8 protein-coding genes and 1 pseudogene are annotated in these 12,169 nt (G+C 69.6%); 6 read left to right on the top strand and 3 right to left on the bottom strand.

All coding sequences use genetic code 11. From position 1 onward, the window contains the following. The first annotated feature begins 285 nt into the window (after positions 1-285). From ABEB07_RS10700 to ABEB07_RS10685, 4 genes are all read left to right on the top strand, one after another. Complete coding sequence (locus ABEB07_RS10700) at positions 286-777, top strand: integrase core domain-containing protein (protein WP_425588986.1); 492 nt, start codon at positions 286-288, stop codon at positions 775-777. Positions 778-818: 41 nt separating this feature from the next. Continuing rightward, positions 819-1,619, top strand: coding sequence for a DUF4396 domain-containing protein (locus ABEB07_RS10695; protein WP_345668054.1), 801 nt, complete (start codon positions 819-821; stop codon positions 1,617-1,619). Between the two features lie 70 nt (positions 1,620-1,689). Next, positions 1,690-2,169, top strand: a complete 480-nt coding sequence (locus ABEB07_RS10690) for a hypothetical protein (RefSeq protein WP_345668053.1) — start codon at positions 1,690-1,692, stop codon at positions 2,167-2,169. Continuing rightward, entirely contained in the window at positions 2,132-3,043 is a 912-nt protein-coding gene (locus ABEB07_RS10685; RefSeq protein WP_345668052.1) for a hypothetical protein, read from the top strand. Before ABEB07_RS10690 ends, ABEB07_RS10685 begins: the two co-directional genes overlap by 38 nt. 30 nt (positions 3,044-3,073) lie before the next feature. Here ABEB07_RS10685 and ABEB07_RS10680 read toward each other — a convergent pair whose 3' ends face one another. The 3 genes from ABEB07_RS10680 to ABEB07_RS10670 form a co-directional block, all read right to left on the bottom strand. Further along, entirely contained in the window at positions 3,074-5,341 is a 2,268-nt protein-coding gene (locus ABEB07_RS10680) for a protease pro-enzyme activation domain-containing protein (RefSeq protein WP_345668051.1), read from the bottom strand. Positions 5,342-5,539: 198 nt separating this feature from the next. Then, positions 5,540-5,812, bottom strand: coding sequence for a hypothetical protein (locus tag ABEB07_RS10675; RefSeq protein ID WP_345668050.1), 273 nt, complete (start codon positions 5,810-5,812; stop codon positions 5,540-5,542). Positions 5,813-6,646: 834 nt separating this feature from the next. Further along, on the bottom strand, positions 6,647-7,843 hold the full coding sequence (locus tag ABEB07_RS10670) for a PucR family transcriptional regulator (RefSeq protein WP_345668049.1): 1,197 nt from the start codon (positions 7,841-7,843) through the stop codon (positions 6,647-6,649). 219 nt (positions 7,844-8,062) lie between these two features. Between ABEB07_RS10670 and ABEB07_RS10665 the strand changes: the two genes are divergently transcribed. Further along, complete coding sequence (locus ABEB07_RS10665; RefSeq protein WP_345668048.1) at positions 8,063-9,286, top strand: lipase family protein; 1,224 nt, start codon at positions 8,063-8,065, stop codon at positions 9,284-9,286. A 1,103-nt stretch (positions 9,287-10,389) separates the two neighbouring features. Continuing rightward, positions 10,390-11,784 (top strand): annotated as a pseudogene (locus tag ABEB07_RS10660) (DNRLRE domain-containing protein); the annotation flags it as partial. Between the last annotated feature and the right edge of the window lie 385 nt (positions 11,785-12,169).

Genomic DNA, 12,169 nt, shown 5'->3' with positions numbered 1-12,169 from the left:
AGGTCAGGAGCACTTCTCGCGTTTCTGATCAAGCCTCGGACATGCCACCGCGTGAAAGCGCGAGGCTAGAAGGTGTACTGCCCGCGCACCGAGCACTTCCCCGTACTGACCCCAGTTCCGTATCCGACGTCGGCGCCACTCGCCTCACCCGAGAACTTGACGTTTCTGGTCCCGTAACCGCAGGACACCTCGCCCGACAAGCCACTGTCCATGTCACCGGTGTCCGCGGAAATCTCAGCGCTGGCACCAGGGCTTCCGAGCCCAAAGAAGACGGTCGGCTTGGCCGTGTCGCCGTGGGTCTTGCCGCCGATGCCGACACAGACGCCGAAGCAGGCCTCTCCACAGAGCCAACCGCTCCACCTCCCGATCAAGGTGTTGCGACGATCAGTTGAATCCGTCCAGTACGGGGCGAAGGCATTCGCCGACACCTGTTACCGCGCCGGAATCCGCCGGTCCATGGGAGCGGTCGGCACCTCGGCGGACAACGCCGCCGAGGAGTCGTTCTTCGCCTCGCTCAAGCGGGAGATCCTGCCCGGCCAGCGTGGCTGGCCGACCGCACGAGCCGCCCGGCTCGCCGTCTTCCGCTGGCTCGGCTTCTACAACCACCGGCGCAGGCACTCAACGATCGGCTACTCACACCGGTCGCCTTCGAGCAAAGATCCACTACGCTGGCCATCGCTGCATGACTGCGGTGCGAGGACGCTACCGCGCGCAACAGGTGTGGTGCCAGGCTGGTTCAGCCTGCCGTCGCCTTCACCCTTGCACTGGTCATCCTGATCGACATCTTCCCGCGCGGCTACCGCCAGAAGATGTGGATCATGAACCTGGTCTGTCCGATCACCGCCCTGTACTGGGACCTGGTGGCCCTCTGGTTCTACTTCCGCCACGACCGACGCACATTACCGCCTGTGATCGACCGGGAGGACGGCATGCCGGACCCGGACCGGCTCTCAGGGTGGAACGTCCAGTCGAAAGCGGTCAGTCACTGCGGGGCCAGCTGCACCCTCGGCGACATCGGCGCGGAGTGGCTCGTGTACGCCCTCGCCCTGACGATAGCCGGCAAGGCCCTGTTCGCCGACTTCGCCCTCGACTTCACCTTCGCCTGGATCCTGGGCATCGTCTTCCAGTACTTCACCATCGTGCCCATGCGTGACATCGGCAGGGCGAAAGGCGTCTGGGCGGCAGTCAAGGCCGACACCCTGCCCATCCTCGCCTTCCAACTGGGACTGTTCCTCGGCATGTGGGTCTACCAAAATCTGATCTTCTCGCCGGGCTTGCCGAAGACCACGGCCACCTACTGGATGATGATGCAACTCGCCATGATCCTCGGGTTCTTCACGGCGATGCCGGTCAATGCATGGCTCGTCAGGACCGGCTGGAAGGAGAAGATGCGACCACCGGCACGGCGGGATCCTGCGCGGGTCCGACCTCGGGACCGCGCGGATTCAGCCCTGGGACGCCGCGGACCACTGCCCGCACCCCGCGCAGAGAAGTGGACCGGCACAGCACCGGCCGCGCCGCGCTCCTGCGACCCCTCAGCAGGAGCGACGGCCACCGGCGAGCCTGACGCGGAGGGCCCAGGCCTACCGGCCGACTCACAGCCCCTGGAGCACGTATGAAGCGGCTGATCCGGTCTCTGGCCGAGCGAGGCGAGAGAGCCCTGGGCGGGCGGCCCGTACCAGAGTGGTTGTGGTCCTCGCCGCCACCCTGGCGGTGGACGGGGCCGACAAGGGCACCGTCGCTGCCACGGTCCCCCAGCTCGTGCCGGCGTTCGGTCTCACCAATACCCAGATCGGTCTGCTCGCCTCAGTCGTCGCGCTGGCCGACGCGGCGTTCACCATCCCGGTGGGGCTGCTCACCGACCGTTCGTGCCGTACCCGGCTGCTTCCCGTGAGCGTGGCGCTGTGGCGATGCCTCTGGCCGGTGCGAGTACGCCCTACCGTGGTCGCTGACGTTCCGCGCCGGGCTGGGCGTCGTCACCGTGACGTCGTCATCGTTCCGCGCCCAGGCTTCCTGTTCAACTGGATCGTCGGCGGCAACCAACACGCCCGCACCCCTGACGCAGCACAACTGGTCCACAACCTTGCACACGCCTCTGCCGTATGTGCCCCCGGCGCTTTACAGTCATGCAATGGAGTTGAACAGTCCCCTTGGCCGGGTGCTGCGTGATGGGCCCTTCGAGGCGGCGCTGTCCGCGGCCGTCGACCGGTCGGGGCTGACCCTGGACCGGATCCGTGAACATCTCGCGGGCCGCGGCGTGCGGATCTCCCGGGCCACGCTGGTCTACTGGCGGCAGGGCCGGTCGCGGCCTGAGCGTGAGGCGTCACTGGAGGCGGTGGCCGCCCTTGAGCAGGTACTCGGACTGCCTCGCGCCTCCTTGCTGGCCCTGCTCGGTCCACGCAGGCCGCGCGGGCGCTGGGCTGGGCACACACCCGGGACACTGTCGCACTCCACGGTGTGGCCGCCGGCCACCCAGATAATGCAGCGACTCGCCGTGCCGGCCGAGGGAGATCTGCTGGTGCGCTCGGTGCACGACGTGCTGACGCTGGGGCCGGAACGGTGCGAACGGGTGCTGCGGGTGCGCAAGGTGGTGGAGTCTGCGGTCGACCGGGCCTTCCGGCTGATCAGCTATTACCAGATCGACGACCCCGGCCGCGAGGCCCCGCGGCTGGGCGAGGTCCGGTACGGACGGGCGGGCCGGGCCGAAGTTGCCGGCCGGTACGGGCTGATGGCTGCGGAGATCTTGCTTGACCAACCGCTCGGCCGTGGCGAACGCACCATGGTGGAGTACGAGTTGTGCTTTCCGCCTGGCCGACCGCTGCTCTTCTACCAGCGCTGGTTCACCCGTCCGACCGCGGAGTACGTGCTGGTGGTCGACTTCGGGACTCAGTCGCCTGCTCGGTGCCACCGCATCACCCAGCGCTCACCAGGGGCCCCGGAGAGGGCGGAGAGCGAGGTCTGGGTGGGCGGTGACGGGGTGGTGCAGAGCATCGCGACGGATGTGCCGGCCGGGGCCGTCGGCCTGCGCTGGCAGTGGGACTGACCCGCAGCGGCCGGACGGGGCGCTATGGAGTCAGGCTCCCAGGAAGACGAACCAGTAGAAGGAGACCGTTGCCGACTTCCCGTTCGCGTCGGTGACCGTGAGCCGCGTGTTGTAGTTGCCCCAGGCGCTCGGGGTGCCGCTGATCACGCCGGTGGCGGTGTTGATCGCCAGCCCTTGGGGCAGCCCGGTCGCCGACCACCGGTATGGTGCGGTGCCGCCGGTGGCCACCGGGGTGAGGCCAGTGGCGCGGTTCTGGTAGCCGGTCTGGTTGCCGGGGTTGGTCAGGGTGGGCTTGGTGCCGCCCGGTGCGGTGACGGTCAGCATGTAGTGCGCGACGTGGGTGACCGAAGCGGCAGTGCCGGTGAGCGTGATGTCGTACGTTCCTGGTGCCGTCGCGGCCGTGGTGGTGAAGGTGGCGGTCGCGCTCTTGCCGGGAGTGACCGTGGCCGGGTCGAAGGAGACGCTCACGCCGGAGGGGGCGCCGGTGGCCGTGAGGGTCACCGAGGACGGCGGGGTCGTGCCGGCGCTCACCGAGACGGTGGCCGTGGTGCCGGCGCCGGCGGTGGCGCTGCCGGTGGCAGGGTTCACCGTGACGGCGAAGTCGGTGGAGGGCGGTGTGTTGCCGCCGAGCAGCGCCTCGCCCAGCGCGTCGCCGTGGAGGGTGCCGAGGCCGGTGCACATGTCGTAGCCGGTGCCCGCCTTGTACGTGCCGTTGTCACCGGTGGTCACGTCGTGGAAGTACGTGCTCGCGTCGCTGCCAGCGGCCAGGCCGTAGAGGGTGGCGTCGAGCTGTCCGAGCCGCTTGCCTCCCTTCTGGTCGAGCAGGGCGACATAGCCGGCCCACAGGGGGGCGGAGACGCTGGTGCCGCCGGCTGACACCCACTGGCCGTTGTTGAGCACCGACAGGCCGCCGGCCTGGAAGTCGGCGACCAGGGCCACGTCGGGCACCATCCGGGCCTTTCCGGTGCCTGGCTGCCAGTCGGGCTTGGGGTAGATGTTGGAGGGGCCGCCCGCCGAGCGGTCGTTCTTGCTGTTGTCGTTGCTGTTGTTCCAGACCGATTCGCTGCTATAGGTCCCCGCCGAGTCCGAGGTAGTCAGCTTGGTGCCGCCCACACCGGTGAAGAGCGGGTCGCTGGCCGGATACACCATCTGCTGGGTGTAATCACCGGCGTAGGCACAGCCGTAGGCGCCGCGGTCGCCGGAGGCGCTGAGCAGGGTCACGCCCTGCAGTGCCATCTGGTTGAACGAGTCGTGCGAGGCGGATATGAGGGAGGAGGAGGCGCAGGACTCGCCGTTGCCCCAGGACGTGGTCAGTACGTCGATGGCGTTGTCGGAGGCGATGCGCGCCATCATGTGCGTCCAGGCGGCGTCCGTGTTCGGGGCCTCGTAGACGAGCTGGGATGCCTTGGGGGCGAACGCGGCGACCGCGTCGATGTCCATGTTCGCTTCGAGCGGGTCGCCGACGGAGCTGATGCCGCCGTCCACCGGTACGACCTTGTAAGGGATGGCGCCCAGTCCGAAGTGACTAGCCCAGCCGTTGACGTCGCTCTGGTTGAAACCGTCGAACTCGACGAGGCCGATGGTCTTGCCGGAGCCGTCGAAGCCGCCCGTCAGGCCGGACAGACCGTACGCCTTGACCAGTTGGGCGGGTGTGTAGCCGCCACCGGGGCCGCCAGGACCGGCGGGTGCGGTGGACGTGCGGTGGGCGGCAGCCTGGTCGGACAGGCCGGTCACCGCGCGTACGACGCCGGCTAGCGCGGCCGGGACGACGGGTTCGGTGTCGGGGGCGAAGAAGTGCTGCCCACTCGCGCCCTGGTAGCGGGAGAGGGCGGTGCCGAACGCCTTGGCCGCCTGCTCCGCGGTGCCAGTGACCGTCACGGTCTGCCGGTTGGCGGTGCTGCCGGTGACGGTCAGGTCCCGCGCCTTCAGCCAGCTCTCGACCTGTTCGAGTTGGGCCGTGGTGGGGGCGAAGCGCCCGTTGTACTGACGTGACGTCAGAAAATGCCGGTAGGCAGGCGAGTGCGGGTCGCCGACCGCCTTGACCAGGGCGTCCAGAGCAGCTTGGGAGCGTGGTCGCAGGGCGACCGACATCGACAGCCGTTCACCGCCGGGAAGTGCCGCCAACCGGTGGGCGTCGGAGGGGTGGGCGTCGCCCACCACCGCGGTCGGCGAGGGGTTCGGTGACGGCTGGGCGACCGCGGTCTGGGCGAGGCCCGTGACGGTGGCGGCGACCGCGAGGGCCAGGGGTAGGCCGAGTGCGGCCCGCCGCCGTCTGCCGGTGCCGTTGAGTCGGTACATCGAGTCTCCTGATGTCGGTGGGGAGAGAGACGCAGCGCTGCGAGCAGAGGGAGAGTAGGCGCGGGCTCTCACGCACCGGAAGGAGCCAGTGAATTGTCGGAGCGAGCCCATGGCGCGGCGTGAAACGCCAGATCAGCGGCGGCCTCTCGTCACAGGCCGTCACAGAATTCAGTCACTTGCGGCCGGGTAGCGCGCCGCTCAGGAGCCGTCCCAGGACACGCGGATTCCGATACGGGCCGGGGCAAGGTCCAGACGCACGGTGCGTGTACGCCCGCTGGCGTCGAATGGGCGCGCGGCGGGGTCGAAGCGCACCTCGATCACGCGTTTCCGGACGGGAACGTGCAGTGAGAGACCGGTCTGGTCGGCTCGGGGCCGGTTACCGGCATACTTGATGACGTGCTCGACGATGGCGGTCTCGCCACGCGCGAGCGGACGGGCGGACAACAGCTCCGCCACGGCGGTGCCGTTCACCGGGTCCTGGAAGACGCGCCGAAGCGTTCGGAGGACGACGCCCGCAGACCGGCACCGTGCCCGGCTGGTCCGCCTGGTAGCTGACGATGTACCCGGTCCGAGCCGTCCGTCTCAGCACGTACCTGGCGACTCCACAGCACGTGTTCCCGGCCGCGCACGCCGATGTCCACCGGGTGGTAGCGGCTCACGCAGGCCAAGCGGGCGGTCCGGCGTGTCTCCGCCGTGTCCCGGGTGTCGTTCAGCAGTCCAGCGCAGGCTTCGGCGAGCCTGGACCGTGTGGCAGCCGCCTTCACCCGGCGGCTCCGGGGCTCGGGCGGCGCGAGCAGCGAACTCGCGCGTTCGTCGACAGGTTCAGGACGCTCTTCAGCATGGACAGGGCCATCAGCACGTGCGGCCGCTCAAGCTGGCGCTTACCGGACTACCAGGCGCTGATGGCGGCGGCGACGGGGGCGCCGTGCAGGCGCAGCCGGTTCTGCAAGCGGCTGCGGCGCAGTCCCCGGCCCATGACGGGCCAGGGGCAGCACCTCGCTGCACCTCCGGTGCGCAACAGCCCCGACAGCCGGTCGTGCGGCAGGGCATGGGGCGTTCGGGCGTCACCCGCCTCAGTGTCTCGGAGCGGAGCGGAGGCTGGTCGACCTCGCAGGGCATCCGCGACCGGCACGCCCGGAATGACCGTTCCGAACATTCCTTCTTCGTCCACTTTGAACGCAGGCCGTCCCCCGCCGACAGCCACCCGACGCACTCCGTCCGACATCCCGGACGACCTGTGCCCCCAGATCACCAGAAGGGCCTAACCGATGCTCCGGCCCCGGCAAAGTGCGGCGTGCGCGAGTCTCAGGCTCGACGAGTGTCGTCCCCGGCGGCGATGTCGTGGGCAGCGAGTGCCGCGTAGAGGGTGGGGAGGTCCTCACCGCGGCCGACGTCGAGGCCGGTGAGTTCGCCGGTGCGGCGTAGACGGTAGTCCACGGTGTTCGGGTGGATTAGGAGTTGGGCGGCCGTCCGGCGGCGGTCGAGGCCGTTGGCCAGGAAGACACGCAGGGTCTGCAGCATCTCCGGCCGCTCCGCCAGCGGGCACAGCAGTACCGCGAGCCGGTCACGGGCGGGTGTGGGCCGGGTCAGCTGATATTCGACGAGCACGTCGGAGAGGCGGTACAAGCCCGGGCCGCGGCTGAAGACGGCGGCGACCGTCCGGACCTCGGCGGCCAGCCGGGCGGCCTGCGGCACACCTTCGGCCGGGGCCGGCTCCGCACCCACTGTGAGGTCGGCGCCGCACATGCGGCCGAGTTGGACGATACCCGCCGACAGCCGCTCCCAGTGCTCGGCCCGCCACTTTGTCGCTGCCACCTGGCTGGGCACCAGCACCAGACCACCGTCGGCGGTCAGGTCGGTCAGCACCGGCTCCCTCGCCTGCCGGTCGAACTCTCGTCGCAGTCGTCTGAGTTTGCGCCGGGCCGCCACCACGGGATCCACGCCTGGAGCGTTCTCGTCGGGATGCCGGCCGATGGCGACGCTGAGCACCAGGTAGCAGTCGGGCACCGCCAGTCCGGCCCGTTCCGCGGCCTGCCGGACGGGGCCACCGTCGAGCAGGGCCGCCAGCAGCGCCTGCCGGGCGCTGTGCTCCTCCCCGAACGCTGCCCGGTGCTCGTGGAAGAAGCCCGCACTGACGGCCTGCGTCACCAACCGCAAGTATTCGAGCAGTAGTTGGTTGACGGCCACCACGGCGGGCAGGTCCGCCGGCTCGGCGGCTGAGGACACCGCCGCTGTGCACTCCTGCGCGCCCATGAAGTACGCGCTGACCACTGCCTCCAGCGGCAGGCCCTCCTCAGCCCGGCGTGCCGCCGACTCGCGGACCGCGTCGAGCTGTTCGGGGCCCGGCAGGCGGCCGGTGGACAACACCTCGCCGAAGTCGCGGATGCCGCGTTCGACGACCCTGGTGATGTCTCCGTCCAACGCCTCGCGCGGCAGTGTCGTGTAGACGGGCAGCAACGCGGCCAGCCGCGCGACGACGCGGGGCACCAGGTCGGGCGCCATGGCGGTGAGCCGAAGCTGCAGCGGAACTCCGCCGAAGCTGAGAGTCCTGCTTTTGTCATCTGTCACAAAGCACCTCGCCGAACTCTGGACGGCACCTGGGGCCGGACCGGCCGGAGCTCCCACATCATGGTACGCAGCCCAATTTACTGGCCGGTAACCCATCCGTCACCGGGCTTGCCCACCACTCCCCACCTCTCTCCCTTCCCCAGGAGCACGTACATGAAGAGACGCCTCGCTGCCGCCGTCATGGTTCTCTCGGGACTCACCGCGACGGTGCTGCCGCTGTCCGGTACCGCCGTCGCCGTCGCCGCCACCGCCCCGGCCCCCGGCTCGGTGGTCCCGGACCAGGACCCGTTCTACGCGGCGCCCGCGAACATCGCCGACTTCCACCCCGGGCAGATCGTCGCGAGCCGCCCGGTGCCCAAGCCCACACTCGACTGGATCCCCATGCCGGTCGACGTCTGGCAGATCTCCTACCGCACCAACGACTCGCACGACCGGCCCGAACTGGCCGTGACCACGCTGATCGTGCCGCTGACCGCCTGGGCCGGCCACGGCCCGCGCCCCGTCGTCTCCCTCCAGTCACCCGAGGACAGCCTCGGCACCCAGTGCGCGCCGTCGTACCAGGTCGCCATCGGTCAGGACAACCAGGACGCCGCCCTGGGCATCGAACTTCTCGCCGCGAACTGGGCCGTCGCACTGCCCGACCATGAAGGACCCAGGTCCGTATTCCTGGCCGGCCCCCAGGAGGGCCACGCGGTGCTCGACGGCATCCGGGCAGTCAAGAACTTCGACACCGCCGGGATCGGCCCGGGCAACCCGTACGCCCTGAGCGGCTATTCGGGCGGCGCCCACGCGACCGGGTGGGCGGTCCAACTCCAGCCGAGCTACGCCCCGGACGTGAAACTGGTCGGTGCCGCGATGGGCGGCACACCCTCCGATCCGGCCGCAGTCGCCCGCTACCTGGACGGCGGTGCGTTCTCCGGCTTCGAGTTCGCCGCCGCCGCGGGCATCGCCACCGAGTGGCCCGAATCGAATATCGACTCCCTGCTGAACACGCGCGGTCGCCAGGACTTCGCGGCGCTGAAGGGCAAGTGCGAGTCGGACGTCCTCACCGGCTTCGCCTTCCGCAAGCTCTCCCGAGACACCACGGTACCCGACCCGCTGGGCGTCCCTTCGGTCGCCGCGGTCCTCAAGAAGGACACCCTCGGCGCTCAGGCGCCCTCGGTACCGGTCTACGACTACCATGCGGTCACCGACGAGATCGTTCCCGTGGGACAGGACGACGCCCTCGTGCGCGACTGGTGCGCCAAGGGCGCCACCGTCCACAAGGTCCGCGACCTGCTCGGCGAGCACGTGGAGGAGGCCGCCGCGCGCGAGACGTCCGTGCAGCTTTTCCTGGCGGCGCGCTTCGCCGGCCTGCCGGCCTACGACAACTGCTAACGGCGCACACTCCAGCGGCGCCCTCGCGCGCGCCGGCCCTCGCAGGACAACATGGGCCAGTGTGCGGGAGGGCTCCGCTAAAGCGCCGGGATCGACCGGCGCGACAGCAGCGGCTGTCTCGGGGCTTGAGTACGGTCTGAGTAGGCGAGTGGCGAGTGTCCTACGAGGTGGCGTGGAGCACACTCCGGACCACACATGTTCCGCCACCGGTCGAGGAGCTGCGGTTCATCGACGCCACGCTGTGGCAACTGGACGCACGCCGGGCCCAGTTGCTCACGCGCTGGGCCTGGTTGGTCGGCCGAACGCCCCTGCTCCCGCGGCCCTGGCCGGTGCCGACTCCGGCCGTGTCCGGGCCGCAGCTCCCCGCTTTGTCCGGCGCTGAGCACATCAGCGGGAAACCGCAGGCAAGAACCACGAACCCGGTTCGGCCAGACCTTGCACGCCGGGCAAGCGGCGCCATTCGCGGTGCATTCCGCGTCGGCCCGCACTATCGCAATGCTGGCGTCCACCGACCGCACTGCGATGTCCGCGATCGACGGGAACAACAGTTCCTCCAACCGGGGCACACTCTCTTCCGCGGACCCGAACTGTCAGCCCAGCCACCTTGACCGCAGCTGATTTCGGGCGACTCCACGCATTACTCCGAGAAGCGCTACCGCCACACAGTGTGGCGGCGTCACGGAGCCGAAAGTGATCCAGAACAAGAGTTCAACCATCGCCGAGAGACGTCCGGCCCGCGCCCTCGCTCCACCCCCACTCCAGCCGTCACGCCGCAGCCGTACGCCCTGGCCTGGGACGAGCGAGCTTCTCCTCTCGCGGAAGCTCCAGGTCACCGGCCCGCCACCCGAGTTGCCGCACCCTGGGGGCCGGGTGCGGTTCGGGCCTTGGGGACACAGGAGCGTCAGCCTGACCAGACATGGCGACGGGGGCTTGTTCGGAGAGTGGCCGCGCCCATAGCCGGTTCACTGGCCCTGGCGCTATCCGTCTCGGTCCTCGAGGGCAGCGAGACGGCCTTCGCCGCACCCCGTATCCAGTCCGAGAGCACGGCCGCCAAGGCGGGTAAGCGCTGGGCGACGCAGGCGGCTGACGTGCCGTCGGCGCGCGTGGCGGCGCGGTTGTCGGGCAGGCGTGTGGAGGCGCTGTCGGAGCGCACCGAAACGTCCACGACGTGGGTCAACCCCAACGGTTCACTGACCACCGAGACGTCGGCCGGGCCGGTGCGTTTTAAGCGCAACCGCCAGTGGGTTGATGTTGACCTGGACCTGGTGGCCCGCGCGGACGGCTCGGTGGCACCTGCGGCCCACCCCCAGGGCCTGGTCCTGGGCGGCAAGGGCGGCTCCAAACCCGCGTCACTGAAGGCGGCCGGCCAGGCCGAGCCGCGCACTCTGGTCACTCTCGGCCAAGGGCAGGAGCAGGTCGAACTGCAGTGGAAGGGAGGCTTGCCCGCTCCGGTGCTGGACGGGCCGAAGGCCACCTACCGCGATGCGGTTCCGGGCGCTGATGTGGTGGTGGAGGCTACGCGCACCGGCTTCGAGCAGTACGTCACCGTCAAGCAGCGCCCCGCCTCCGACGGTTACGCCTACACCATGCCGCTGAAGGCCAAGGGCCTGAAGGCGGCGCAGCAGGCCGACGGCAGTGTGGTGTTCACCGATGCCAAGACGGGCAAGAAGCGTGCGGTGATGCCCGCGCCGGTGATGTGGGACGCCACCACCGACAAGGTCTCCGGTGAGCACACCCACCGGGCGAAGGTCGGCTTGAAGGTCGTCCAGCACGGCTCCAGCATCGACCTGGTCTTCACCCCGGACGCCGACTTCCTCGCCGATCCGAAGACACAGTTCCCGGTCACGGTGGACCCGTCCACCGCGGCGTTGAGCAACGTCTTCGACACCTACGTTCAGCAGGGTGAGACGGTCGACTGGTCGGCCGACACCGAGCTGGACCTGGGCAACCCAGGTACGAAGAACGCCGACGGCACCGCGCGGACCGCGCGGCCGTTCATCACGTGGAACACCGCGCCGTTCGCCGACGCGCTGGTCTCCTCCGCGAAGCTGTCGCTGTGGAACTTCCACTCGGGCAACACCGACTGCAAGGCGTACGGGTGGGAGGTCTGGGACACCGGCAAGCCCTCGACCTCCTCGCGCTGGACCGCTCAGCCGACGTGGAACCAGAAGTTCGCTACATCGACCGCGACGACCGGCAACCCGGGCTGTTCGACGCAGCCGGACGGCTGGATCAGTGCTGATGTCACGACGCTTGCGCAGACCTGGCCTTCGGCGAAGAACACGACGTCGAATATGGGCCTGCGGGCTACGGACGAGGTATCGAGCCTGCCGTGGAAGCGGGTGAACTCCGCGAACGCGGCGTCCAATCCGCCCAAGCTGACCGTCACCTACAACTACCGTCCCCGGACGGGCACGGACCAGCAGGCTGGCCCGCCGTTCTTCAAGGACTCCAAGGGCACCTGGTACGTCAACACCCTCACCCCGACCTTGCGGGAACACCACCCAGGACCCGGGTGGCCTGGCGATCAACACCACCACTGGCTATGACGACCAGGGCCGGGTCATCAAGACCAGCCAGCCCGCCTCCAGCGGGACGGACGCCGGTACGACCATCACCACCTACTACACCGGTGACGGGACCGGCACCTGCGGTGGTCGCCCCGAGTGGGCCGACGCAGTCTGCCAGACCGGGCCGGCTGCGGCCATCACCGGTGGCGGCTCCAACCCCACCACGCTGCCCACCAAGACCACCCAGTACGACCGGTGGGGCAACTCCACCACCGTTACGGAGACGTCAGGCAGCACGACCCGTACCACCACCAACGGCTATGACGGCGCCGGTCGGCTGACGACGGTCACCGTCTCGGGCGGTCTGGGCACC

Origin of the sequence: Streptomyces similanensis, assembly GCF_039543625.1 — a bacterium.
Lineage (GTDB): Bacteria > Actinomycetota > Actinomycetes > Streptomycetales > Streptomycetaceae > Streptomyces > Streptomyces similanensis.
Note: the sequence above shows the minus strand (reverse complement) of the source record. Positions and strands in the feature narration are given on the sequence as shown.

Coding starts and splice junctions, on each gene's coding strand:
- ABEB07_RS10695 (WP_345668054.1), top strand. CDS start 819: ATGAACCTGGTCTGTCCGATCACCGCCCTGTACTGGGACCTGGTGGCC.
- ABEB07_RS10685 (WP_345668052.1), top strand. CDS start 2,132: ATGGAGTTGAACAGTCCCCTTGGCCGGGTGCTGCGTGATGGGCCCTTC.
- ABEB07_RS10680 (WP_345668051.1), bottom strand. CDS start 5,341: ATGTACCGACTCAACGGCACCGGCAGACGGCGGCGGGCCGCACTCGGC.
- ABEB07_RS10670 (WP_345668049.1), bottom strand. CDS start 7,843: ATGGCGCCCGACCTGGTGCCCCGCGTCGTCGCGCGGCTGGCCGCGTTG.
- ABEB07_RS10665 (WP_345668048.1), top strand. CDS start 8,063: ATGAAGAGACGCCTCGCTGCCGCCGTCATGGTTCTCTCGGGACTCACC.